The organism is Streptococcus sp. SM5, from assembly GCF_027497975.1.
The window spans coordinates 1-26,130 of record NZ_JAJNSC010000006.1 but is presented as its reverse complement, the minus strand read 5'-3'; the positions used below and the strand labels follow the sequence as shown (position 1 = coordinate 26,130).

Here is a 26,130-nt window from a genome sequence, read left to right as displayed (position 1 = left end):
TATAGATAGCGTTATACTAGAAATATCTTATACAAAGAGGTATTCATATGTCTATTTATAACAATATTACTGAATTAATCGGTCAAACTCCGATTGTTAAACTCAACAACATTGTGCCAGGAGGGGCTGCGGACGTCTATGTAAAGCTTGAAGCATTCAACCCTGGTTCTTCTGTAAAAGATCGTATTGCTCTTAGCATGATTGAAAAAGCTGAACAAGACGGTATTTTGAAACCAGGTTCTACAATTGTTGAAGCAACAAGTGGAAACACTGGTATTGGACTTTCATGGGTAGGTGCTGCTAAAGGGTATAAAGTCGTCATCGTTATGCCTGAAACTATGAGTGTAGAACGACGTAAGATTATCCAAGCTTACGGTGCTGAACTCGTCCTAACTCCTGGTAGTGAGGGAATGAAAGGCGCTATTGCTAAAGCTCAAGAAATCGCTGCTGAACGTGATGGTTTCCTTCCTCTTCAATTTGACAATCCAGCTAATCCAGAAGTACACGAAAGAACAACAGGAGCTGAAATACTAGCTACTTTCGGTAAAGATGGACTAGATGCCTTTGTTGCTGGAGTAGGTACTGGTGGAACGATTTCTGGTGTTTCTCATGCACTCAAGTCAGCAAATTCAAACATTCAAGTTTATGCAGTGGAAGCTGATGAATCTGCTATTCTATCTGGTGAAAAACCTGGTCCTCACAAAATTCAAGGTATATCAGCTGGATTTATTCCTGATACACTGGATACAAAGGCTTATGATGGTATCGTTCGTGTAACGTCAGACGATGCTCTAGCACTCGGCCGTGAAATTGGTGGAAAAGAAGGATTCCTTGTAGGGATTTCTTCAGCTGCAGCTATCTACGGAGCCATCGAGGTTGCCAAGAAATTAGGTACAGGTAAAAAAGTTCTTGCTCTAGCACCAGATAACGGTGAACGTTATCTCTCTACAGCACTCTATGAATTTGAAGTGTAGTCTCCTAAATACACTTAGCCCTTATTATAGGGCTTTTTATTTATACCTTAAAAATAGGAACATCTCCCTATAAAAATCGACTGCATAGAAAAAAGGAAGCAATTTGGCTTCCTTTTTATTATTAGTTATTCAAGGCTGCTGCCATTGTAGCTGCAACTTCAGCTTCAAAGTCGTTTGCAGCTTTCTCGATACCTTCACCAACTTCAAAGCGAGCGAACTCAACTACTGAAGCGTTAACTGATTCAAGGTATGCTTCAACTGTCTTGCTGTCATCCATGATGTATACTTGTGCAAGAAGTGTGTAAGCTTGGTCAACTTTAGTGTTGTCAAGCATGAAGCGATCCATTTTACCTGGGATGATTTTGTCCCAGATTTTTTCTGGTTTACCTTCTGCAGCCAATTCAGCTTTGATGTCAGCTTCAGCTTGGGCAATCACTTCATCAGTCAATTGAGCTTTTGATCCATACTTCAAGTGTGGAAGAGCTGGTTTGTTAACCATTGCACGACTTTCGTTGTCTTGGTCGATAACGTGGTTCAATTGTGCCAACTCATCTTTAACGAATTGCTCATCCAATTCTTTGTAAGAAAGAACTGTTGGTTTCATCGCTGCGATGTGCATTGACAATTGTTTAGCAAGTGCTTCGTCTCCACCTTCAACAACTGAAATAACACCGATACGTCCACCGTTATGTTGGTATGCTCCAAAGTGTTGTGCATCTGTTTTTTCAATCAATGCAAAGCGACGGAATGAGATTTTTTCTCCGATAGTTGCTGTTGCAGATACGTATGCAGCTTCAAGAGTTTCACCTGAAGGCATTGTCAAAGCAAGAGCTTCTTCATTGTTAGCAGGTTTTCCTTCAGCAATAACTTTAGCTGTAGTATTTACCAATTCAACGAATTGAGCGTTTTTCGCAACGAAGTCAGTTTCAGCATTTACTTCAATAACTGCTGCAACATTACCGTTAACATAAACACCAGTCAAACCTTCTGCAGCAACACGGTCAGCTTTCTTAGCTGCCTTAGCCATACCTTTTTCACGAAGCAATTCAATCGCTTTTTCGATGTCACCGTCTGTTTCTACAAGCGCTTTTTTAGCGTCCATAACTCCGGCACCAGATTTTTCACGCAACTCTTTTACAAGTTTAGCTGTAATTTCTGCCATTTTGATTCTCCTATATTTTTTAAAAATAGGAGAGCCGGGCTAAGCCCCGCCCTCCTAGGTAATTACTATTTATATGAATTAAGCGTTGTCGCCTTCTACAACTTCAACGATTTCTTCGATTGAATCTGCTTGAGCTTCTGAAGCTGCAAATTCTGCTTCAACTGCTGCTGCATCTTCACCTTGACGTCCTTCAATGATAGCGTCAGCCAATTTAGCTGTGATCAATTTAACAGCGCGGATAGCGTCATCGTTAGCTGGGATGATTACATCGATATCATCTGGATCAGTGTTTGTGTCAACCATCGCTACAACTGGGATTCCCAATTTTTTAGCTTCTTTAACAGCGATTTGCTCTTTATGTGGGTCAACTACGTACATCACATCTGGAATACGAGGCATATCTTCGATACCACCCAAGAATTTTTCAAGACGTGCACGTTGTTTGTTAAGAAGTGCAACTTCTTTCTTAGGAAGAACTTCGAAAGTTCCATCTTCTTCCATACGTTTGATTTCTTTCAAACGAGCGATACGTTTTTGGATTGTTCCCCAGTTTGTAAGAGTTCCACCCAACCAACGGTGGTTGATGAAATATTGACCTGAACGTACTGCTTCTTCAGCAACTGCATCAGCTGCTTGTTTCTTAGTACCAACGAACAATACAACGGCATCGTTAGCTGCTGCATCACGCATGAAGTCGTATGCTTGGTCAGCGTATTTTACAGTTTGTTGCAAGTCGATAACGTGGATTCCGTTACGCTCTGTAAAGATGTACTTAGCCATCTTAGGGTTCCAGCGACGAGTTTGGTGACCAAAGTGTACACCAGCCTCAAGAAGTTGTTTCATTGAAATTACTGCCATGAGTATTTCTCCTTTTTGTTTTTTCCTCTTCTTGACTTCAACTCGCAAAACGACCCAAAGGCAACTGTTTCACAATTCATCAAGAATGAGTATTATCGTTCACACGACAAGTTTCATTCTACCATACTTTTTCAATATTTTCAAGCTATTTTAGTAGATTTTTAAAGTAGATAATTTCTGCCAACTTCTCAAAGTAACTTCCACTTGGAAGGCCAAAGTGGAAATTAGTTTGGGAATTTAGCATTAAATTACTAATAAAAACTCTAAATTTAAAGCATCCCAACATATACTGCTGGGATGCTCTAATAGCTAAATTTTTTAAAATTTAATATAGTGGCAAAATCATTAGTTTATTTTATCTACTTCGAAGTTTCTTACGAATTTTATAAGCTAGATTAAACAAAAAATATAATGAACTAGTTGGATAATTAAACTCACCAGCAAATTCCTCGATAGTAGGATTAAACTTGGATTTAAAGTTAATTAACCCACCCTCTAAATTGTTTTCAATTCCACCCATATTATGAGTCTCAGCCCCTCGTTCAAAAGAATGTTGAGCTGTCTCAAACCATGTAGGAATAGCAGGTTGATAGTGTTTAAATTCTTCATTCATTCCAGCATATAAGTTCTCAGAAGTTTTCCCAAATTCGATAGTTAAAGTACCAGACAATGGGACAATACTATCCCCTCTGTCAATATGGTTCTTAAGAAAAGAAATTTCTTCCTTTAATCGTTTTCTCTCTTGCTGATTCTCTTTTATTTTACCTTCTTTCGTTTTATCTGTAAACTTCTGCGCTGTTTTTAGATTCTTTTCGAATTGTTGCTCAACTTCTTTCAGTCTATTAGGTAGATCTAAATAGCTCAGTGTGATAAAGGAGTGATCAGGATAAGTATCCAGTAACTTCTGATAATAATCTTTGCCTCGTAAACTGATATTCTTGCGAGACTCTGTTTTCTTCATTAAAAATGAAAATTCATCTAATAAATCAAGTCCACCAAATTTTACTTCTAATCCTTTATTTCTTGCAGTTCGGATGGCCTGTCTAGTAGACTTAGAAAGTTGATCCAGTGAGAAATTTTCTTTATGAATATTAGCTTGAAAACGTGGTTGTATATTTTCTGCCATATCCTTTGTTAAGCCTGTCCAATAAACTTTATTTTTTTTCAGTTCTTCGACAATTGCTAAAGCCATAGAATTTTGGACAGTTTCTTGGTCAATAAGACCTCTACTGATAAATAAACTTGGGTCAAATTTAACCATTATTGCATGGCTTTTTTTAGCAAGTTTTTTCAACGTTAAAAGAACAAATTTCAGAAGTTCTTTATCTTCATAGTCAATTACTGGACCTCGTGGAATATAAAACATAGAGAATCCTAATGGTAGCGGCTGAATTAAGATATTTGCTACTCCAACTAATTGATTATCTTTATAAAAGCCAACTCTCTCGTTCCCCCAAGTATCCTTTATCTTGGACCAATCACTACTCTGCAATAAATTTCCTTGAGGATGATTTTCTAAAAATAAATCCCACTCTTTAGCATCAACATTTATTTTATACCTAAACATAACTTCAACACCGACTCCCTTAGAAACCATTTTTTATTAACATGCTACACTCGTACTAAATCTCTACATTTCATTTTACTTTAATTAAATAATTATAAAAATAGAAAATAAGTTCAAGTAATTATATAATGAAATTAATTTTTCCAGCACTATACAAAGGGTGAGATTAATAAGATCTCACCCTTTGTATAGTAATAATCAGTATATTAGTTTGGATAAATGTATCTTACAGTACCTCTTGATGCTGTCGGATTAAACCATCCACGATAATTTCCGATTGGTTGAGTTCCACTTCCATCATAGTTACACTCAGAAACTTGAATACGAGTTGATGATTCAACTGCTGTAACAACTGCTACGTGACCGTATCCTCCATCATCCCAACATGCAATCGCGCCAACTTGTGGTGTAGAACCTGTACGGAAACCTGCAGCTGCTGCACTTGCAGCCCATTGACCGCCATTACCCCAGTAATCACCAGCCCATGGTGCTAAAGTTTTTACTCCCCATGTACATTGACCTACAGGATAGCTTGATGCATTTGTACTGTATGTCGGATGTTGTTTCACTGGTGCAGGAGTATAGCTTGTTGATTCCGCTGAAGCACTACTTGAAGATGATTCAGACGAACTAGATGACGAAGAAGTAGTTGATACTGCTTGAACTTCTGCTGTAAAAGTTGTATTCCCAGAAGCAACGACTTTTTGTTGTTGACTTGCTTGTTTAGCTTTATAAGCTGCTTCTGCTTCTGCAGCTGCTTTAGCTTCTGCTTCTGCTGCAGCTTTTTTCTCAAGTAAACTTGCTTTTTCATCCTCTGCAGTAGCCTTTTCAGCAGCAAGATTCAATTCTGCAGCTTTCAACTCAGCTTGTTTTGTAGTTAATGATTGAGCATCATCAGCTAGTTTTTGCTGATTTGCAATAACTGTATTAATTGCATCATTATTTGCTACTTGTTTTTCAGAAATAGCTTTTTTATCTGCTTTTTGTTGTTCCAACATTTTGTTGTTTGCAGATACGATTTCACTCATTGCAGCAACACGTGAAATAGCTTCTGTAATTGATTTTGAGTTTACAATTGTATTAATGTAATTTGTTGCAGCTCCATTTGTTTGAGCACTACGAGCTTGTTTTTGTAATGAATCATTGCGAGATACAATATTCTTAGAAAGTTCTGTAATTTCACCCTCAAGCTTTTTAGATTCTTCTTGTAGTCTATCATTTTCAGATTGCAAGTTTGATTGCTCTGTTTGAATAGCAGATACTTGCTCCTGAACTTGATCAACTTGTTTTTGGGCTTCTTGTTGTTGTGCTGTTAAGTTGCTAATTTTATTATCTTGAGCAGCAATTTTGTCATCAGTAGTTTCTGCATGCGCAGTTGTTAAAATAGCTGCTTGAGAAACCATTACTGTACTTAGTAAAAGTGACGCTAAGATTTTTTTCTTCATATTTCGTAGATACTCCTTCTTTTAAAGACATTACTAGTATACCAAAAAAAGGCCTAATGAATATTACGCCTTTGTTACATTTTTATTTCTTTCTTATAGGTAAATCTTTTCAAAAATAAACTGAAAAATAATCATCCATATAAGGTTCAAAATCATTGATGGCACTAAACTATAGACTATAAACAAAGACATACTATCCACAGTTAAACCTACCACTATTGCAAGTATATAAGCTCCCATCTCAAATAGAAAAGTCATGACAATAATTGCCAACATTCTCGTCCAACGATTCAACAAAATAATGCTATTAAATTTATGGAGAAATGCCCCCAATAAGACGAATAGCAGAGTTGCAATCCCTATCAAGTGGAAAAAGTAAATGTCATAAACCAAACCCACTACAAAACAATAGGCTAAATAGAGATACTCTGATACTTCAATCGTCTCAAATAAGAGAAATAAAAATAGAAAATGACTAACTAACTGCACATGGGGAAAGAATGAACCCAGAAGCTGGCTAATATGGGCATCAATTAGAACAAAGAAAGGAAGCAATAAAAATACTCCAACTCGCTTCAACTGTCTCATTATGAATTCCCCACCAATTCTATCACACTCACATTATGAGTATCTGCACTCAATTTAACAGTTACTTCTCTTGTCAAATAATCTGCACTATGCGTTGTAGCAACCACTTCACCAACAGGAATATCAGCAACATTAAAGTTTCCTAATCCACCAGTGGTCACCTTATCGCCTGCACTAATATCGCTACTACTATTTAATTGGCTAATTTTAAGAACTTCATTTTCTTTATCATAGCCAACAATAATTCCATAAATTGTAGTAGAACCATGTTGAATTTTAACAGAAATCTTATCAGCATTTTCCGTATTTGTCAGAAGGTTGACCATAGTAGAGTTCTCCTCCACTTTTGAGACACTCCCAATCAAGCCACCATTTGCAATGGCTAACATGTTCTCAGAAGCCCCTTTTGATTTACCTGCATCCAGGGTCAATTCCTGCTTCCAAGATACCGGAGAACGCATAATAACATCTGCTGCTAAAATCTTTGTGGCTTGCAACTTGGACTTCATATCAAGCAATTGACGCAGTTGTTCATTTTCCGTCTTTAAACTTTCCGCCTCATTTGATTTAACTTCTAATTGGTAAATCTGTTTCTTCAAACTTTCATTTTCGTTATATGTTCGTGTCAAATGAGCCAAATCTGATTTGACAGAATCAAACCACTGAAAAGGTTTTTGCACAACCCTATCAACCAATGAGATTCCATCTCCTAATTTTGTCACAATTGTACTTGAATAAGTCGTCGCTAAGAGAGCTGACACAAGCAGAACAGTGACAAAAACAATAATGACATATTTTGATTTTTTAAAACGGTTCATATCCCTACCTTTATATCAGAAACTGTTACAGTAACTTTTTATCAATTCCTGAAAGCTACTAAGATTTTAAGAAAAATAAGCAACAACCAAGTACGATAATAACAATAATAGTCAGCGTATCCTTTCGAGTCCATTCCAATTGTCGGTATTGACTTCTGCCTTTTCCGCCCTGATAACCACGCGCTTCCATAGCGATAGCTAAAGAATCTGCACGTTTTAAACTCGTCGCAAAAAGAGGAATCAAAATGGGAATCATAGCCTTCACCTTTTGAACGATGCTTCCTTCTCCAAAATCCACTCCACGCGCTTTCTGCGCATTCATAATCCGCGTCGTATCATCCATTAAGGTCGGAACAAAACGCAAACTCATAGATAGCATTAAGCCAATTTCATGAACTGGAACTTTCACACGCTTTAAAGGTGCTAATAAAGCTTCGACAGCTGATGCCAAACTTAAGGGCATGGTAGTTAAGGTTAACAAAGTTGAAAAGAAAATAATCAATACGAAGCGACAAAAAATAATCCCAGCTTGTTGCAAAGCATAATCCGTGATTCTCACAAACGAAAACTCAAATAAAACATTCCCATTAGAAATGAAAAATAGTTGAAAAATAGTTGTGAAGGCAATCAAGAAAAACATAGACTTCAAGCCCTGAATAAAAAATGAAAGAGATACTCCTGACAAAGCAATAAATATCCCTGTCGCTATAAAAAGAATTAGATTCGTCAAGGGATTATTAGCCCAAAAAACGATTAAAATCAGTAGCATCATAGCAAGCAATTTGCTACGTGGATCCAATCGGTGAACAATCGAATTCCCTGGGATATAACGCCCCAAAATCATACTATCCATTTAGCGACTCCTTGAACTCCTCTATCTTAATCGGTAATCGTTTAAATGACACGCCTCTATTAGCCAATCGTTTACAAAAGGCCGTAATTTTAGGTACTCCCAACTGTACTTTTTCCATGAAGACAACATCTTGAAAGACATCACTCGGTTTCCCCCCTTTAACTAAACGTCCCTTTTCCATCACATAGACTTGATTCGCATATTCGGCAACATCATCCATCAAATGTGTTACCAAGACGATGGTCATCCCTGATTGGTGAAGTTTTTTGAACAAATTCATCAACTCTTTTCTACCCAGAGGATCCAGGCCTGCTGTGGGCTCATCTAAGACTAATATGGCTGGTTCCATGGCAAGTATACCTGCAATGGCAACACGTCTCATTTGTCCACCTGACAGCTCAAACGGGCTACGATTAAAAAGTGATTCATCAATTCCAACCAGAGCCAGTTTTTCACGCGCAATCTGCTCCGCATCTTCTTCAGAAACTCCAAAATTTTGCGGTCCAAAAGCAACGTCTTTCAAAACCGTTTCTTCAAAAATCTGATTTTCAGCAAACTGAAATACCAAGCCAACCTGTTTTCTAATTTGACGAATATCTTTATTTTTAGAAGTCGATGTGATTAAGGTATCAAAAACTCGCACACTCCCTTGACTTGGCACCAATAAACCATTTAATAGTTGTAAAATAGTTGATTTACCACTACCTGTGTGGCCAATTAAAGCCGTATAAGAACCGTCTTCAATCGTCAAAGAAACATCCGACAAAGCTGTTGAAGCTAAGGGAGTCCCTTCTTGGTACGTAAAACTCACATTTTCTAGAGCAATTCCCATAGCTTATCCTCTAGCTCACTTTCTGTCAAATAATTTTCAGGTAAATCATAGCCATTCTGGCTCAAAGAATGTTTTAATTGATTGGAAAAAGGATCGTCTAATCCAATTTGATCTAAATCATTTCGAGAGAAAAGTTCTCTTGGGCTACTGGTTGATTCAATTTCCTCTTTTTTCATGACCAATACACGATCACTCATGGCGACTTCTTCCAAATCATGTGTGATGGAAATGACCGTCATATCATAGTCTTTTCGAATTCCTTTTACTGTCTCAATCAGTTCTCTACGCCCCTCAGGATCCAACATACTCGTTGCCTCGTCTAGGATTAGAATCGCTGGTCTTAGGGCTACAACACCTGCAATAGCAACACGTTGCTTTTGGCCACCTGATAGACGCGCTGGCTCTCTCTTTTTAAAGTCCAACATGCCAACCAAATCCAGAGCTTCTTCCACTCTCTTTTTCATTTCTTGATGAGAAAGTCCCTGATTTTCTAAACCAAAGGCAACATCATCTTCAACAGTCGCTCCAACAAATTGATTATCTGGATTTTGAAAAACCATACCGATTTGACGACGTATATTCCAAACATTTTCCTCAGTCAACCGTTGACCATCAATTACAATCTCTCCAGATTCAGCTTCCAGTAAGCCATCAATTAACCGAACAGTCGTTGATTTACCACTACCATTATGCCCTACAATCGAAAGCCATTCTCCACGTTTCACGTGAAACGTAATATCCTTCACATCATAGTATTCCTGACTTTCCTTATAGCGAAAGGAAAGATTTTTTACATCAATTATTGATTTCATTTCGAACCAAATGTCCCTTTAAATACATAGGCACTACCCTTGAAATAATCATAGCCAGAGTAGATAGTGAAAAACAAGGCTACATAAAGTAGAACTTGACCAATCAAAGTCCAATGTAATAGCAAGAAAATAATCGCAAACATCTGACTGAAAGTTTTTATTTTTCCAGGCATAGCTGCTGCTAAAACTGTTCCACCAGTTTCAACCAGTAAAAGCCTCAAACCTGTCACAGCCAACTCACGACAGATGATCACTGCAACAATCCAAGCTGGAGCCATTCCTAACTCAATCAGCATAATACAAGCCGACATAACTAGAAGCTTATCCGCCATAGGATCTGCAAATTTTCCAAAATTACTGACCACATTCCATTTACGAGCTAAATATCCATCTAAATAATCTGTAATACTAGCAATAGCAAAGATAATAGCTGCTACTATATGACTCTCTATCGAATTTCCTACTGTTAAAATAAAGATAAAAATAGGTATAAAAAGAATTCGACCTATTGTTAAGAGATTTGGAATTTGTTCTTTTTTCATTTGTTTTTCCTTAATTTTTAGTAAAAGTTACAGTGATCTGTCCAGTCTGAGCTGTTAATTTCGATAAATCAACAGTCTGATTATCTACTGTTAAAGCGACACCTTTGACAACACCTAACGTAATGGTCACAGGATTTTTAGTTGAAACGGTTGTTTCTGCACTTTTATTATCCGGTGATAAGGTCACACCACCCTCAAGATCACTTTCTGAAACACTAACCCAACTTCTAGCATCTGAAACCGATAATTGCAATTTTGCAGTTTCCTTACTTGTTTTATAAGCGATTTCTACATAATTTCCTTCACCTGATACACTTATAACTGGTTCAATATTCGAAGAGCTACTTGATGAACCACTACTTGAAGATGGAGTTACAGAACTAGTCGAGCTTGTTGCCTGGACTACACTATAACTAGACGTAGATGAATACTCAGCTTGAGTCTGGAGATAATTCCAAGCATAATAAGTCACAAAAATTACAATCGATAGTGCAAAAAGGACAAAATAAAATAAAGGTAAAAATGATGTCTTATTTTTCTTACTGGAACGTCTCCTGCCTGTCAGCTCATCTTCATCAACATCTACTTCCTCATAAGTAATCATACTCCCAGAATCATAAGCATCCAAAACAATTCTCTCATCTAGCTCAACTGCCCACGCATACTTTCTCAAAAAAGAACGAGTATAAAATGGACTAGGAAGTTGATCAAAATCATCAGCTTCCATTGCCTCCAACATATCTAACTGAATTTCTGTTTTTTTATGTAATTCTTCTAAAGTCAACCCTTGGTTAGTTCTAGCTAAACGTAAAACCTCACCAATTGTTTTTTTCCTCATACTTGTCATTCCTTCTTTCTAGTGTCTATTATAATCGTTTGCTACGATGGGAATATTGTAAAATCAACTATATCACCATCATCTATTAAGTGATGTCCAGCATCAAGGACATCCTCTAAAGTAATTTCCTGTAAAATCTTTGGTAAATCAAAAATTGTCTCACCATGTTCAAAAGCATTATATTGCGTTGCAATAAATTCAAGAGAGTTCATGCTACTGAAAAATTCCCCAAACATCTCTCTTTTAATAATATCTAAATGATCCTCTGTAATATCCAAATCCTTTGTAAAATTACGAATGGCCTTCCTAAACTGATGAGATAAAGCAACTGGCTCTTTTGTATCCATTGTCAACATAACAAAATGAAAGCGACTTGTAACTTCAACTTCAAGAGATAAGGAAGCATCTATTTTACCTGATTCATATAGTTTTTGAAAACGATCCGAAGTCCAACCAAACATCATTGCAAACAATAATTTTAATAAAATATGATATCGATAGCAATCCGTCTCAGTAACCTCTCGACTACCTCTAATCCCAATCGCTAGTTTGGGAGAAGATACTTCCATCCTCATACTGTCTGTTTGCTTCACATTTTGCAAAAGCAACTTTTCTTTTGATACTTCCTGAACATTTAGATTTTCCACTTCTTTTCTTTCAAAGTAGTCCTGTACTCGCTCCACATCAAAATTACCAACTAAAAACAGAGACGTGTTTACAGGTTTGTAAAATCTTGTAAAATTTTCTTGCAAATTAGTTAGATTGATTTGGGAAATGGACTCCTCGCTTCCAACTATATCCGTTGCTAAAGGTGTACCAGGATATAAATTCGCTAAAGTCGAAAAGAATAAACACGAATCTGGATCATCTTGATACATTTCTCGTTCTTGCTGGATAATATCCTGCTCTCTCAGAATGGAAGCTTCAGTAAAGTGTGCTGATGTTACCAATTCATCAAGTAAATCTAAATTCTCTAAGAGATAATCCGTCGATGAAAAAAGATAGTTTGTTTTTGTAAAGCTTGTAAAGGCATTGCTATCTGCACCTAGACTCGTAAAAGCAGACATTAAATCACAAGAATCTTCTCTCTCAAATAATTTATGTTCAAGAAAATGAGCAATTCCCGCAGGATATTTTTTTACATCTCCGTCAACTTCTGTGATAAGCGTATCTACCGAACCAAACTGTACAGTTACACTCCCGTAAACCTCTTTAAATTCCTTTTTAGGTAAAAGAGCTATTGTCAATCCGTTTGCCAAACGAGTTCGATAAACCATTTCTTTTACAGCTGGATAGTATTTTTCTTCAAAAACAACCTTTGTCATTCTATTCCTTCCATAAAGTAAATTGCTTGTAGCTTCACATTATTAGCTGCTCTACAAATATCATCTTTGTCAATTTGTTCAAGCTTTTCAATCCAACTTTTAAAGTCTGCTGAAGATTTTCCAAGTAAGGCATTTTGATAAGCACGTTCAATCAATGAACTTTGATTATCTTGAGAAAGTAACAAAGACCGATGAATCATTTCCTTGGTCTGCTCTAACTCAAGATCTGTAAAATGACCTTTTTTTAAATCAAGCAATTGATTATTCATCATTTTTCGAGCCTGATTCCGATTTTCTCGATCGATACCAGCATACATCCTTAAAAATCCACTAAATAAATCAAGCTGACTTGAAATGGTATAAGCTAATCCAGCATTTTCACGGACATTTGTAAAGAGTTTAGAGTGAGCAAATCCCCCCAGTAAACCATTCATTACAATCATAGGTAAATGTTGCTCATCACCATATTCAGCAGAGCAATGATAGCCCAACTCTAAAATAGACTGTCCCACATTTTTCCGAACCATGCCTTCCTGAAGGATATTGGAATAAGGTTGACAATACTGAACCTTCACATTACCTTCTCGACCCATAAAACCAAATGATTCTAATACATTTAGAATTTCAACCTCATTAAAATCACCTAGGAAAAAGAAATCTATTCGATCTTTGTCCAAAAATTCTTGGAAACAAGAATAAGAACTTTGTGGAGTTTCAGCTAAAATACGATTTCGTAAATCACTATACTCCAATTGAAGACGTTCATCATGAAAAAACAATTTATCCAATTCTTTATGTGCAAAATAAAAAGAATCATCCATATCAGCTACTAAACTTGCTAGCAATTGCTTTTTCTCAATTTCAAATAAGGCTGGATCAAATCCATTATCAACTACCACGGGTGAGAAAAGAGTCTCTTTTACTAGTTCCAAAACCTGAGAAGTTAACACATTTTTCCTACTTAAAAACTCATCACGAACATATGTGAATGTCAATTCTACAATATGACTTTGCCCTCTTCTGAAACAATTGGTTGACATATCTGTACCGTATAGACTGGCCAAATGTCTTCTCAAATCTTGAGAAGTGGGATACATCAGATTAGCAGTCTCTAGCATACTCACACTCAACATGCGACCTGCAATCGTATCAAGAGATAATGGAGCGGTAAAACGCACGGTTATTTTGTTCGTTTTAAACTTTTTTGATTGGATAAAATGTGTTGAAATTCCATGCACTAACTCCATGATTTACCTCCTTATATACAGACTTCTATTATATCACGAAAACCTGAAATTTTCTTATTCCCTGTAATAGTTTTGAAATAAAAATCGCTTACATTTCTCCCTGTTTCTATCACCATTTTTAGGAAAATATGGTATAATACCAAAGATTGAGGTGAATTATGGAATACAAATTATTTGAAGAATTTATTACCCTCCAAGCACTACTCAAAGAACTTGGAATTACACATAGCGGAGGAGCTATTAAATCATTTCTCTCTGAACATTCTGTTTACTTTAATGGGGAATTAGAGAATCGTCGTGGTAAAAAACTTCGTATTGGTGATAAAGTTGACATCCCTGACATGAATATTGACATCTTGTTGACACAACCTACTTCTGAAGAACAGGATGAATACCAAGATGATAAAGTTGAAAAAGAACGAATCGCTAAACTTGTCAAGGAGATGAATAAGGGAGTAAAAAAAGACAACTCTAAACCTACTTCATCACCAAAAAGCAAACAAGCTCCACGATTCCCTGGTAGATAATCATGTGGCTACAACACCTATCTCTTAAAACTTTTCGTAACTACAAAGAGACGAAAATAGACTTTAACCCTAAATTAAATGTCTTTTTAGGACGCAATGCACAAGGTAAAACAAATATGTTAGAGGCTATCTATTTTTTAGCCTTAACACGCAGTCATCGAACTCGAACAGATAAAAATCTCATTCATTTTGATGAGGAACAACTTCATCTTTCAGGTCTTATTCAGAAAAAAACTGGATCCATTCCTCTCGAAATCGAACTAACACAAAAAGGGCGTGTGACAAAAGTTAATCATTTAAAACAGGCACGACTTTCAGATTATGTCGGACACATGAATGTTGTCTTATTTGCTCCTGAAGATTTACAACTAATTAAAGGAGCACCTTCAGTTCGACGAAAATTCATTGATATGGAACTTGGACAAATCAAGCCAATCTATTTATCAGATTTAACCAATTATAACCATATTCTCAAGCAAAGAAATACCTATTTAAAATCAGCTCAAACAATAGATGAAACCTTCCTTTTAGTACTAGATGATCAGCTAGTCGATTATGGATGTCGTGTGATGAATCACCGCTTAGATTTCATAAAAAAACTAGAATATTTTGGCCGTAAGAAACATTTTGAACTTTCTAATCAGATTGAAGAGTTGTCAATATCTTATCAATCTTCTGTCAAGACAACTGACAAAGAAGACTTATCCGAATCTTTCAAAATTGCTTTAGAAAAAAGTAGATCCAGAGATTTATTTAAAAAGAATACTGGTGTCGGTCCTCATCGAGATGACATTTCTTTTTATATAAATGGGATGGATGCTAGTTTCGGAAGTCAAGGCCAACATCGTAGTCTCGTCCTTTCTATAAAATTAGCAGAAATCGAGTTAATGGAAAGTATTACTACAGAATCTCCAATATTATTGCTTGACGATGTTATGAGCGAACTTGACAACACTAGACAACTAAAATTATTAAAAACGATTTCTCATTCAATCCAAACCTTTATCACAACAACAAGCTTAGATCATCTTCAAAATCTACCAGAAAGTCTAAGTATTTTCACTATTCAAGATGGTAAAGTTATTGTAAACAAAACTTGACAACATTGTAAAAGAACTCCTGTTTTCGCAGGAGTTCTTTTCATTTCTTTTACATAGAATAATTTGGTGCCTCATTAGTAATTTGTACATCGTGAGGGTGGCTTTCTTTCAAACCAGCACCAGACATTTCAATAAATTGAGCATTATCGTGTAGTTCTTTAAGGTTAGCTGCACCACAGTAACCCATACCAGAGCGAATACCTCCAATCATTTGGAAGACAATATCAGCTGCTGCACCTTTATAAGCAACACGACCTTCAATTCCTTCTGGAACAAGTTTGTTTGCTTCATTGACAGAACCTTGGAAGTAACGATCGCTTGAACCTTTCTTCATAGCAGCAATTGATCCCATACCACGGTAAGTCTTAAACTTACGTCCTTGGAAGATTTCAGTTTCGCCTGGAGCTTCATCAGTTCCAGCAAACATTGATCCAAGCATAACTGCATTTCCACCTGCAGCAAGGGCTTTTACAATATCTCCAGAATACTTAATTCCACCGTCAGCAATGATCGTTTTCCCATATTCACGCGCAACAGCTGCAGCATCATAGATAGCTGTTACTTGTGGAACACCAACACCTGCAATTACACGAGTAGTACAGATAGAACCTGGTCCAATACCAACCTTGACAACGTCTACACCTGCTTCGTAAAGTGCGCGCGCTCCCTCAGCAGTAGCAATATTTCCAGCAATCAAAGTACGATCTGGGAAGTGAGCACGAATCTCAGCAATTTTACGCAAGACACCTGCAGAATGACCATGTGCAGTATCAATAACAATCGCATCCGCGCCTGCCTCAAAAAGAGCCTCTGCACGTTCAAATGTATCTGAAGTAACACCTACTGCACCTGCAACTAGAAGACGACCAAACTCATCTTTAGCAGCATTTGGAAACTCAATAACTTTTTCAATATCTTTGATAGTAATCAAACCAGAAAGACGACCTTCTTCATCTACCAAAGGAAGTTTTTCAATACGGTGTTCTTGAAGAATACTCTCAGCAGTTGCAAGATCTGTACCCACAGGAGCAGTAACAAGATTTTCACTAGTCATATGGTTTGAGATTGGTTGGTCATAATCTGAAATAAAACGAAGATCTCGGTTTGTCAAAATACCAACCAATTTACGATTTTCAAGTGTTTCAACAACTGGAACACCACTGATACGGTAACGACCCATAAGCTCATCTGCTTCAGCAATTGTATGTTCAGGCGTCAAGAAGAAGGGATCAATAATAACTCCATTTTCAGAACGTTTTACCTTGCGAACCTCGTCTGCTTGTTGAGCAATTGACATGTTTTTATGGATAACTCCAAGACCACCTGCACGAGCAATAGCAATAGCCATTTGACTCTCTGTTACTGTGTCCATGGCAGCGGTAATAATTGGGATATTTAAAGTCAAATTATCTGCCAATTTAGTTGTTAAATCTGCATCGTTAGGCAACACATGACTTTCAGCTGGAATAAGCAATACATCATCAAAGGTAAAACCTTTTTTCAAAAATTTAGTGTCCCAATTAGACATTCGAAGTTTCCTCTTTTCTTTCTTTTTGAGCTTGACTCTTTTTATATTGTATCTATCATACCATTCTATAAAAATTTGTCAAATGTTACAGGGGTAAATAAAAAACTATCTTTTCTTCGAGATAGAAATGATAGTTTCTTGTAAAATAAAGCTAGTTAAAGTAATGAAGTCCCATTGCTCCTTTAACCTCAGATAGGGTTTGACCTGCAACTTCACGCGCTCTTTCACTACCTTTTTGAAGCATATTATAAACTTCTCCCATATCCTTAGCAAATTCGATACGGCGCTCACGAATAGGACCAAGTTCACGTTCTAATATTTCAAGTAGATAACGTTTGGTTTTCACATCACCAAGACCACCTCGTTGATAATGTTCTTTCATATCAGCAATTTCTTGAGCATCTTCTGGGCGACCAAAAACATCTAGATAATGGAAAACCATATTTCCTTCAATCTTACCTGGATCTTCCACTCGAATATGATCTGGATCTGTATACATACTCATTACTTTTTTACGCAAAGTATCCGCATCATCAGCTAAATAAATACCATTATTGAGTGATTTAGACATTTTAGCATTTCCATCTAAACCAGGTAAACGACCTGCTCTCTCATTCTCTGGATAAATACCTTCCGGTTCCACCAAGACATCACAGTTATATGCATTGTTAAAAGAACGAACAATTTCACGAGTCTGCTCAATCATTGGTTTCTGATCTGTCCCAACAGGAACATAATTGGCCTTAAAGGCTGTGATGTCAGCTGCTTGTGCAATTGGATAAACCAAAAATCCTGTTGGAATGCTTTCTCCAAATCCTTTTTGAGCAATCTCTGTCTTGACAGTTGGATTTCGCTCCAGACGTGCTAATGAAACTAGATTCATATAGTACATAGACAACTCAGCTAATTCTGGAATTTGACTTTGAATAAAGATAGTTGATTTACTGGGATCCAATCCAACTGCAAGATAATCCAAAGCCACATTTCCGATAGACTCTACAATGGTTTGAGGGTCTTTAGCATGATCTGTCAAGGCTTGTTGGTCAGCCAAGAACACAAACATGTCATACTTACCCTCTTCCTGTAATAATACTCGATTTTTGAGACTTCCAACATAATGTCCAATATGCAATTTTCCTGTTGGACGGTCTCCTGTTAAAATAATGGGTTTAGTCATTTTGTTCTCCTTCGATATAGTCCCTTCAATTATAGCATTTTTTTAATGAAATAACCGCAATTTATCAAAATAAATCAACCTTGCTATTTACTGCTTTTTGTAAAGATAGTTGTAAACATAATTTACACAAAATTGACAGATAAAAATTTGAATATTTCCGTATTTTCTAGTAGAATAAATATATTACACATATAGGAGAAAAACATTGCTTACAGTATCTGATGTTTCACTACGTTTTAGTGATCGCAAACTTTTTGATGATGTCAATATCAAATTTACAGAAGGAAATACTTATGGATTAATCGGTGCTAATGGTGCCGGAAAATCAACCTTTTTAAAAATTTTAGCTGGAGATATCGAACCTACTACTGGTCACATCTCTCTTGGCCCAGATGAACGTCTCTCTGTTCTTCGTCAAAATCACTTTGACTATGAAGATGAACGTGCTATTGATGTTGTTATCATGGGAAATGAAAAACTTTATAGCATCATGAAGGAAAAAGATGCTATCTACATGAAGGAAGATTTCTCAGATGAGGACGGAGTCCGTGCTGCCGAACTTGAAGGAGAGTTTGCCGAGCTTGGAGGCTGGGAAGCAGAAAGTGAAGCCTCTCAACTACTTCAAAACCTAAATATCCCAGAAGAGTTGCACTACCAAAATATGAGTGAATTGGCCAACGGTGAGAAAGTAAAGGTTCTCCTTGCTAAAGCACTTTTTGGTAAACCGGATGTTCTTCTCTTGGACGAGCCAACCAATGGTTTAGACATCCAATCAATTACATGGTTAGAAGATTTCTTGATTGACTTTGACAACACAGTTATCGTAGTATCCCATGACCGTCACTTCTTGAATAAAGTATGTACTCACATGGCTGATCTTGACTTTGGAAAAATCAAACTCTACGTCGGAAACTATGACTTTTGGAAGGAATCTTCTGAACTCGCTGCTAAATTGCTAGCAGACCGTAATGCCAAAGCAGAAGAAAAAATTAAACAATTGCAAGAGTTCGTTGCTCGTTTCTCTGCTAATGCTTCTAAATCAAGACAAGCAACCTCACGTAAGAAAATGCTTGATAAGATTGAGCTAGAAGAGATTGTGCCATCTAGTCGTAAATATCCATTTATCAACTTTAAAGCGGAACGTGAGATTGGTAATGATCTCTTGACAGTAGAAAATCTAACTGTAAAGATTGATGGTGAGACTATTTTAGATAATATCAGCTTTATCTTGCGTCCAGGCGATAAGACAGCTCTTATTGGACAAAATGATATCCAAACGACTGCATTAATTCGTGCAATCATGGGAGATATTGACTATGAAGGAACTGTCAAGTGGGGAGTTACAACTAGTCAATCTTACCTGCCCAAAGACAACTCAGCTGATTTCGCAGGGGGAGAATCAATTCTTGACTGGTTGCGTCAATTCGCAAGTAAAGAAGAAGATGACAATACTTTCCTACGTGGCTTCCTTGGTCGTATGCTCTTCTCTGGAGATGAAGTTAACAAACCTGTAAATGTCTTGTCAGGGGGAGAAAAAGTTCGTGTTATGCTTTCAAAACTCATGCTCTTGAAATCAAATGTGCTTGTCCTCGATGATCCAACCAATCACTTGGACTTGGAATCTATCTCAAGCTTGAATGACGGATTGAAAAACTTTAAAGAATCAATCATCTTTGCCAGTCATGACCACGAGTTTATTCAAACTTTAGCTAACCATATCATTGTCTTGTCTAAAAATGGCGTCATCGATCGTATCGATGAAACCTATGATGAATTCCTAGAAAATGCAGAAGTACAAGCAAAAGTTAAAGAACTTTGGAAAGATTAAATAAGACTTCAAAACTCAGTTGGGGTAACCAACTGAGTTTTCTATCATTCTACGAGGTAATATGAAATCATTTTTTAAAACATATTGGGCCTATTTTATTTCTTTCATCATTCCTGTATTGATTATGACAGGAGTATACCTATCTCAAGGTATCTACTGGAATAGTGACAACTCTCCTCTATTAGGAGATGGCTTTCATCAATACGTTATTTTTGATGTAGCTTTACGAAATATCCTACATGGAAATGGTAGTCTGTTTTACACCTTTACAAGTGGCCTCGGATTAAATTTCTATGCCCTATCTAGTTATTACTTGGGAAGTTTCCTTTCACCTCTAGTTTACTTTTTTAATCTAACTAATATGCCAGATGCTGTCTATCTGACAACTCTCTTAAAATTTGGATTGATTGGACTATCAACCTTCTTTAGTTTAAATAAATTATTTAAAAATATCCCTCAGACTATAAAACTAACCTTATCTACTTCCTATGCTCTGATGAGTTTCACTGTCAGTCAATTAGAGATAAAAACCTGGCTGGATGTTTTTATCTTGATTCCTTTAATTATAACTGGTTTACACCTACTTATAACTGAAAAGAAATCCTCATTATACTTTACAAGTCTGTCAATCTTATTTATCCAAAACTACTATTTTGGCTATATGACAGCATTGTTTCTTATTTTTTGGTATCTCTGTCAAATTTCTTGGGACTTTAAAGCTCGAAAATCATCTTTTCTTGATTTTGTTGTCACCTCCGTTTTAGCTGGTACAGCTAGTTTGATTATGACTCTTCCCACTCTGTTTGATTTACAGACACATGGGGAAAAATTGACTGAAGTTACAAAATTTCAAACTGAAAGTAGCTGGTATCTTGATCTCTTTGCTAAGCAATTCATCGGTTCCTTTGATACAACAAAGTATGGGGCTATCCCAATGATTTTTGTTGGACTGCTTCCCTTTATTTTAAATATTTTATTTTTTACGCTGAAATCTATTAAGTTTCACGTGAAACTGATCTATGCAATCTTCTTTGCATTTCTAATTGTAAGCTTTTATATTGAAGCTCTTGATTTATTTTGGCAAGGCATGCATACTCCAAACATGTTTTTACATCGCTATGCTTGGATTTTCTCTACCTTGTTAATTTACACAGCAGCGGAAGTCTTAAATCGTCTAAGAGAAATTAAAATCTGGAACTTTTTAGTTTCGCTTTTTCTTGTAGTAACAGGATTTTTAGCTACCATCTATCTAAAATCGCATTATTCTTTTTTAACAGATTTGAATATTCTGCTTACTCTTGAATTTTTGGTTGTCTATTCGCTTTTACTCCTTGCAGTTATCAAAAAGTTTATCTCTGTAAATCTATTTACCATTCTAATTTCTTTATTTATAATGGTTGAAATAAGTTTAAATACTTCATCTCAAATAGACGGAATTGCTAAAGAATGGGGTTTTGCTTCTCGAAGTTCATATAATCGAGATATCCCAGCTATGGAATCTTTCTCAACATATATTGGAAATCAATTTACTCGTACTGAAAAACTACAAACTCAGACAGGAAATGACAGTATGAAATTCAACTACAATGGAATCTCTCAATTTTCATCTGTTCGAAATCGTTCAGCAAGCTCTACTTTGGATAAACTTGGGTTTAAATCCTCTGGGACTAATCTCAATCTCCGCTATGCAAATAATAGTATTTTGGCTGATAGTTTATTTGGTATCCAGTACAATATCTCAGACAGTCCTATTGATAAGTATGGTTTTAAAGATATCTATCAAAAAGATAATCTTACCCTATATGAAAATCAATACTCTCTTCCGATTGCATTTGCTAGTCAATCTGTTTACAATGATGTCAAGTTCACTGAACACACTCTAGATAATCAGGCCTCGTTTTTAAATCAACTTGCTGACGTCAATTTTGATTATTTTTCTCCAATACCCTATGAAAAAACAGAGAATACTGATGATTTGATTAGTGTTACAAGTTCTTCAAATGAGGATGCAGAAATCCAGTATCAAATTGAAGTGCCAGAAAACAGTCAAGTTTATCTTTCTTTCACAAACCTTCACTTTTCTAATGACAAACAAAAAAAGGTTGACATCCTTGTAAATGGGGAAAAGAAATCTTTTACAACTGATAATGTCTTCTCCTTCTTTAATCTAGGATATACTAAAGAGAAAAAAACTTTCAATATTCATGTTAGTTTCCCTGGAAATTCACAGGTATCATTTGAATCTCCTACCTTCTATCGTTTAGATACCAAAACTTTTACCGAGGCAATTCAAAAAATTAAAGAACAACCTGTCACAGTATCAACTTCTAAAAACAAGGTCTTTGCTACATATGATGTCAAACAAGATACGTCGATTTTCTTCACCATTCCTTATGACAAAGGTTGGTCTGCCTACCAAGATGGGAAGAAAATAGAAATTAAACAAGCTCAAACTGGTTTTATAAAAGTTGACGTTCCTAAGGGAAAAGGAACTATTACACTTTCCTTTATTCCCAATGGTTTTGTTATTGGAGCAATCTGTTCCTTTACTTCTCTTTTACTATTTGGAATCTATAGTCACAAACGAAAGTCATCTAAGACATAAAAAAATCGACCAGTTGGTCGATTTTTTTAATCTTCTTCCATTTTCTTAGGTCGATAGGCTAGCATACCTAAACCAGTAAATAGGGCTAATATCACAGCAAGGAAAATGACTTGATGATGAATATTTCCTGTCATAGAGATTGTTTGTCGTAATCCCGAAACTGAATAACTCATTGGTAACCAGGGATTAATAGCTCTAAAGAAATCATTTGTCAAAGCAAGCGGGTAAGTACCTGCACTTGATGCTAACTGTAATAAAAGCAAAATAAGAGAAAAGAAAGCTCCTATACGGCTATTCCATGTTGTTAAAGCGGTCACCATGGACATGAATACTAAACTTGTTAGGATAATGAGAATAAATGTTCTCATCTCATGATTAGCCGTTAGACCAATAAGATGAACTCCTCCATATACCAAAATTCCTGCCAAAACAGCTATAATACCATTTATTTCTGCTCGAGATTTCAACCAAGCCCAACGACTCTCTGGATGACGTCCTGAAGGCAACTTCGCAAAGATCATATTCGTTGATATTGCTGCAACAAAGAGAGCAACTGATATCATATAAGGAGCCATTGCAATTCCATTTACAGGAACTTGATCATTGTCTGTTTTTGAAAGATTGAGTGGATTTGACAAAATCTCTGCATTTTTAGATTCCGTTGATGCTGATTTAAGTTGATCTCTAGCATTACTTAATCCTTGTCCCAAAGAAGCAACTCCTATCTGTAAACCTTCCAATCCAGAAGTTAACTTTGTTCCACCTTCTGCAAGTTTACCAGATCCATCTGCCAATTTATTAGCTCCATTCTCTAATTGAGAAGCACCTGAAAGTAACTGACTGGATTTGTCTGCTAATTGACCAGATCCTGATTGTAATTTATCAACTCCTGCCATTAATTCTTGACTCTTTTGATTCAATTGGTTAGAGCCAGTTGATAATTTTTCAATACCAGACACTAATTCTGGAGTTTTTTCAACTAATTGACCAACTCCTGCTGTCAAGTTAGAAGATTTTTGTGTCAAGGTAGTTGAGCCTGAAACTAGTTGATCCAGACTACCTGTCAAGGTGGAATTCTTTTCACTTAGTTGACTTGCGCCTTGAGAAACTTTATCAACACCTGCAGTATATGCATTTACACCCGATGTAATCGACTGACTGGCAGGAACTAATTTGCTAGCAACAGCTCCTTGTATCTCTGTTAATCCACTTGACAATCCTGTCAAAGAAGTAGAAGCAATAGGTAATACTTGATTAGCTTGATTTTTTAAAGTCGAAAGATTTGAAGATTGATTTTGTAAGTTTTCTAAACTTCCCTGTAAACCTTGTACTGAAGCTATAATTGACTGAGCCGATTGAATACTATCAGTCGAATTTTGAGATACAGAAGCACTTATCTCAGCTTGTTGCTCACTTGTCAATGATTGATAAGCTGCTGTTGATTGAATATTGGCTAATGTAGTTGATTTTTCAGACTGAGCACTTGCTAACATTTGATTAGAAAGAGATACTATACTTGATAAAACAGAATCTAATTGTTTTGTATCTCCAACATCAATATTTTGAATAGCTTGATTTAACTGATTTAGACCAGAAGATAATTGATTAATTTGATCTTTTTGCTCAGACGAAGCATCTAACTTGCTAGAAAGTTGTTGAATTCCTTCACTTAATTGCTCCACACCCATTCGAAGTGTAGCTGATTGACTAGATAACTGATTCGCACCTGTTGCAAGATTTCCCACTCCATTTGTATAGGCACTAACACCAGATGAAAATTGGTTAAGACCAGTATTGAGCTGAGAAACACCGCCAGTATAAGATTCTACACCAGTATATAATTGATTAATTCCCCTCACTAATTCAGGGCTTTTAGAAGATAATTGACCTAACCCACTATCTAATTGACTCACTGCACCAGTATATGTAACTAAACCACTATTAAAATTCCCTAAGCCAAGATGAAGTTGTTCAACACCAGAGACATAAGAGGATAATCCTTTAGTAAACTGCTCCGTTCCATTTGAAAATGTTAAACTTGAAGCTGCTAAAGAGTTTAGGTTAATAGTTAATGTTTGACTTCCTGCCACTAACTGATTCGCTCCATCAGTTAGTTTTTCACTTCCAGAAGCTGCTTGACTCATACCATCCTTTAAATCGACCATTTTGTTGAATAAAGCTTTAGTATAGGTCTCGGTTACATTGGTAGAAACACTCTGCTTTAATTGTGTCATTGCAGAATCACTCATCTTGCTGGCAATAAAGCTATGACCACTTGAAGTCTGATAATCGATTTGCATTTGCTCAGGGTGATCCGTTAAAATAGAAGCTGCTTTTTCAGACAAGTCACTTGGCAAAGTGACTACCATATAATAATCACCGTTTTCTAGACCCTTCTTACCTTCTTCTTCATCTACAAAATGAAAATCCAATGATTTATTTTGCTCTAAATTAGACACCATGTCTTTTCCTATAGACATGCTATTACCATTATAAGAGGCCTCTTTATCATTATTGACAACTGACACAGGTAAGTCAGACACTTGACCATATGGATCCCACATTGAGGATAAAAATATGATATTGTACAGAGCGGGAATAAGAGAAATTCCTATCATGACAATAATAAAGGTTGGTTTTTTAAAAATTGCTTTCCATTCTTTAAACATAGTTTCTCCTTTTTTAAACATATTGTCTAAAATTTTGATATAATAGATTATACATTAAAAAATCTAAATTACAAGATAAAAAATCCATTTTTAGACATATAGTCTAATTTGTTTACAAGGAGGAAATATGCAAGAAAGTAACAAACGCTTAAAAACAAAGCGAACTATTGAAAATGCTATGGTACAATTACTCATGGAACAGCCATTTGATCAAATTTCTACTGTCAAGTTAGCAGAAAAAGCCGGAATTAGTCGTTCCAGCTTCTATACTCACTATAAGGATAAGTATGATATGATTGAGCACTATCAAAGCAAGCTATTTCATACATTTGAATATATTTTTCAAAAACATGCTTATCACAAAAGAAATGCTATTTTAGAAGTCTTTGAATATCTAGAGTCAGAACCACTTCTGGCTGCTCTTCTTTCTGAAAATGGGACCAAAGAAATCCAAAATTTCTTACGAAATAAACTTCATATCATGCTCAGTACAGATTTACAAAAGCGATTTATGCAACTGAATCTCAATACCACTGAATTAGAATACAGTAGCATCTATCTAACTCACGCACTTTTTGGTGTTTGCCAAACTTGGATTGCACATGGAAAAAAAGAAAGTCCTCAAGAAATAACAGACTTCCTTATGAAAATGCTTGGTGATACAAATTGATACAAAAAAGGAACACAGCTGTGTTCCTTTTTATCTACACTCCGCCAGTAGGACTCGAACCTACGACATCATGATTAACAGTCATGCGCTACTACCAACTGAGCTATGGCGGATAAAATAGTCCGTACGGGATTCGAACCCGTGTTACCGCCGTGAAAAGGCGGT

The 26,130-nt window shown here is 36.2% G+C and carries 22 protein-coding genes and 1 tRNA gene; 6 read left to right on the top strand and 17 right to left on the bottom strand.

Translation table 11 applies throughout. The features are described from left to right. Positions 1 to 47: 47 nt before the first annotated feature. The gene (cysK, locus tag PAN07_RS05925; protein ID WP_269797485.1) at positions 48 to 974 is read left to right on the top strand and encodes a cysteine synthase A; all 927 of its coding nucleotides are present in this window, start codon (positions 48 to 50) and stop codon (positions 972 to 974) included. A gap of 121 nt (positions 975 to 1,095) precedes the next feature. Here the strand turns inward: cysK and tsf are convergent, their stop codons facing one another. From tsf to PAN07_RS05860, 13 genes are all read right to left on the bottom strand, one after another. Further along, positions 1,096 to 2,136, bottom strand: coding sequence for a translation elongation factor Ts (gene tsf / locus PAN07_RS05920; RefSeq protein ID WP_033682512.1), 1,041 nt, complete (start codon positions 2,134 to 2,136; stop codon positions 1,096 to 1,098). A 78-nt stretch (positions 2,137 to 2,214) separates the two neighbouring features. Beyond that, positions 2,215 to 2,994, bottom strand: coding sequence for a 30S ribosomal protein S2 (gene rpsB, locus PAN07_RS05915; RefSeq protein ID WP_000268459.1), 780 nt, complete (start codon positions 2,992 to 2,994; stop codon positions 2,215 to 2,217). A gap of 355 nt (positions 2,995 to 3,349) precedes the next feature. Then, positions 3,350 to 4,561 (bottom strand): aminoacyltransferase, encoded by a 1,212-nt coding sequence (locus tag PAN07_RS05910; RefSeq protein WP_269797516.1) that lies wholly within the window; start codon positions 4,559 to 4,561, stop codon positions 3,350 to 3,352. Between the two features lie 206 nt (positions 4,562 to 4,767). Continuing rightward, positions 4,768 to 6,006, bottom strand: coding sequence for a CHAP domain-containing protein (locus PAN07_RS05905; RefSeq protein WP_269797484.1), 1,239 nt, complete (start codon positions 6,004 to 6,006; stop codon positions 4,768 to 4,770). Between the two features lie 93 nt (positions 6,007 to 6,099). Continuing rightward, positions 6,100 to 6,594 carry a rod shape-determining protein MreD gene (mreD, locus tag PAN07_RS05900; protein ID WP_265470989.1) on the bottom strand — a complete coding sequence of 165 codons (495 nt, stop codon included), beginning with the start codon at positions 6,592 to 6,594 and terminating at the stop codon, positions 6,100 to 6,102. Continuing rightward, positions 6,594 to 7,412: a rod shape-determining protein MreC gene (gene mreC / locus PAN07_RS05895; RefSeq protein ID WP_265465456.1), complete on the bottom strand. Its 819-nt coding sequence runs from the start codon at positions 7,410 to 7,412 to the stop codon at positions 6,594 to 6,596. Before mreC ends, mreD begins: the two co-directional genes overlap by 1 nt. A gap of 58 nt (positions 7,413 to 7,470) precedes the next feature. Then, positions 7,471 to 8,265 carry an energy-coupling factor transporter transmembrane protein EcfT gene (locus PAN07_RS05890; protein WP_265465455.1) on the bottom strand — a complete coding sequence of 265 codons (795 nt, stop codon included), beginning with the start codon at positions 8,263 to 8,265 and terminating at the stop codon, positions 7,471 to 7,473. Continuing rightward, entirely contained in the window at positions 8,258 to 9,097 is an 840-nt protein-coding gene (locus PAN07_RS05885) for an energy-coupling factor transporter ATPase (protein ID WP_265465454.1), read from the bottom strand. The genes PAN07_RS05890 and PAN07_RS05885 overlap by 8 nt, the downstream gene beginning before the upstream one ends. Beyond that, positions 9,082 to 9,909 (bottom strand): energy-coupling factor ABC transporter ATP-binding protein, encoded by an 828-nt coding sequence (locus tag PAN07_RS05880; protein WP_269797483.1) that lies wholly within the window; start codon positions 9,907 to 9,909, stop codon positions 9,082 to 9,084. The genes PAN07_RS05885 and PAN07_RS05880 overlap by 16 nt, the downstream gene beginning before the upstream one ends. After that, positions 9,906 to 10,451 (bottom strand): CDP-diacylglycerol--glycerol-3-phosphate 3-phosphatidyltransferase, encoded by a 546-nt coding sequence (gene pgsA, locus PAN07_RS05875; RefSeq protein WP_265465452.1) that lies wholly within the window; start codon positions 10,449 to 10,451, stop codon positions 9,906 to 9,908. The genes PAN07_RS05880 and pgsA overlap by 4 nt, the downstream gene beginning before the upstream one ends. A gap of 10 nt (positions 10,452 to 10,461) precedes the next feature. After that, on the bottom strand, positions 10,462 to 11,289 hold the full coding sequence (gene rodZ, locus PAN07_RS05870) for a cytoskeleton protein RodZ (protein ID WP_265470990.1): 828 nt from the start codon (positions 11,287 to 11,289) through the stop codon (positions 10,462 to 10,464). Positions 11,290 to 11,330: 41 nt separating this feature from the next. Then, positions 11,331 to 12,614, bottom strand: coding sequence for a pitrilysin family protein (locus PAN07_RS05865; protein ID WP_265465481.1), 1,284 nt, complete (start codon positions 12,612 to 12,614; stop codon positions 11,331 to 11,333). After that, the gene (locus PAN07_RS05860; RefSeq protein WP_265465480.1) at positions 12,611 to 13,861 is read right to left on the bottom strand and encodes a pitrilysin family protein; all 1,251 of its coding nucleotides are present in this window, start codon (positions 13,859 to 13,861) and stop codon (positions 12,611 to 12,613) included. The genes PAN07_RS05865 and PAN07_RS05860 overlap by 4 nt, the downstream gene beginning before the upstream one ends. 158 nt (positions 13,862 to 14,019) lie before the next feature. Here PAN07_RS05860 and yaaA point away from each other — a divergent pair, with 158 nt between their 5' ends. After that, entirely contained in the window at positions 14,020 to 14,388 is a 369-nt protein-coding gene (gene yaaA / locus PAN07_RS05855; RefSeq protein WP_000455892.1) for a S4 domain-containing protein YaaA, read from the top strand. A gap of 2 nt (positions 14,389 to 14,390) precedes the next feature. Then, positions 14,391 to 15,488, top strand: a complete 1,098-nt coding sequence (gene recF / locus PAN07_RS05850; RefSeq protein WP_265470991.1) for a DNA replication/repair protein RecF — start codon at positions 14,391 to 14,393, stop codon at positions 15,486 to 15,488. 49 nt (positions 15,489 to 15,537) lie between these two features. Here the strand turns inward: recF and guaB are convergent, their stop codons facing one another. Beyond that, positions 15,538 to 17,016, bottom strand: coding sequence for an IMP dehydrogenase (gene guaB / locus PAN07_RS05845; protein ID WP_265465543.1), 1,479 nt, complete (start codon positions 17,014 to 17,016; stop codon positions 15,538 to 15,540). Positions 17,017 to 17,167: 151 nt separating this feature from the next. Continuing rightward, positions 17,168 to 18,193, bottom strand: coding sequence for a tryptophan--tRNA ligase (gene trpS / locus PAN07_RS05840; protein WP_173876718.1), 1,026 nt, complete (start codon positions 18,191 to 18,193; stop codon positions 17,168 to 17,170). Positions 18,194 to 18,398: 205 nt separating this feature from the next. On the opposite strand from trpS, the gene PAN07_RS05835 reads away from it, so the two are divergent. Both PAN07_RS05835 and PAN07_RS05830 read left to right on the top strand, forming a co-directional pair. Continuing rightward, positions 18,399 to 20,021 carry an ATP-binding cassette domain-containing protein gene (locus PAN07_RS05835; RefSeq protein WP_000958772.1) on the top strand — a complete coding sequence of 541 codons (1,623 nt, stop codon included), beginning with the start codon at positions 18,399 to 18,401 and terminating at the stop codon, positions 20,019 to 20,021. 61 nt (positions 20,022 to 20,082) lie between these two features. Further along, on the top strand, positions 20,083 to 22,626 hold the full coding sequence (locus PAN07_RS05830) for a YfhO family protein (RefSeq protein WP_269797482.1): 2,544 nt from the start codon (positions 20,083 to 20,085) through the stop codon (positions 22,624 to 22,626). Positions 22,627 to 22,652: 26 nt separating this feature from the next. Here the strand turns inward: PAN07_RS05830 and PAN07_RS05825 are convergent, their stop codons facing one another. Next, positions 22,653 to 25,295: a YhgE/Pip domain-containing protein gene (locus tag PAN07_RS05825; RefSeq protein WP_269797481.1), complete on the bottom strand. Its 2,643-nt coding sequence runs from the start codon at positions 25,293 to 25,295 to the stop codon at positions 22,653 to 22,655. Between the two features lie 127 nt (positions 25,296 to 25,422). Here PAN07_RS05825 and PAN07_RS05820 point away from each other — a divergent pair, with 127 nt between their 5' ends. After that, positions 25,423 to 25,965, top strand: coding sequence for a TetR-like C-terminal domain-containing protein (locus PAN07_RS05820; protein WP_033687622.1), 543 nt, complete (start codon positions 25,423 to 25,425; stop codon positions 25,963 to 25,965). 39 nt (positions 25,966 to 26,004) lie between these two features. Here PAN07_RS05820 and PAN07_RS05815 read toward each other — a convergent pair. Next, positions 26,005 to 26,078: transfer RNA gene (locus PAN07_RS05815), tRNA-Asn, on the bottom strand. Positions 26,079 to 26,130 lie beyond the last annotated feature (52 nt).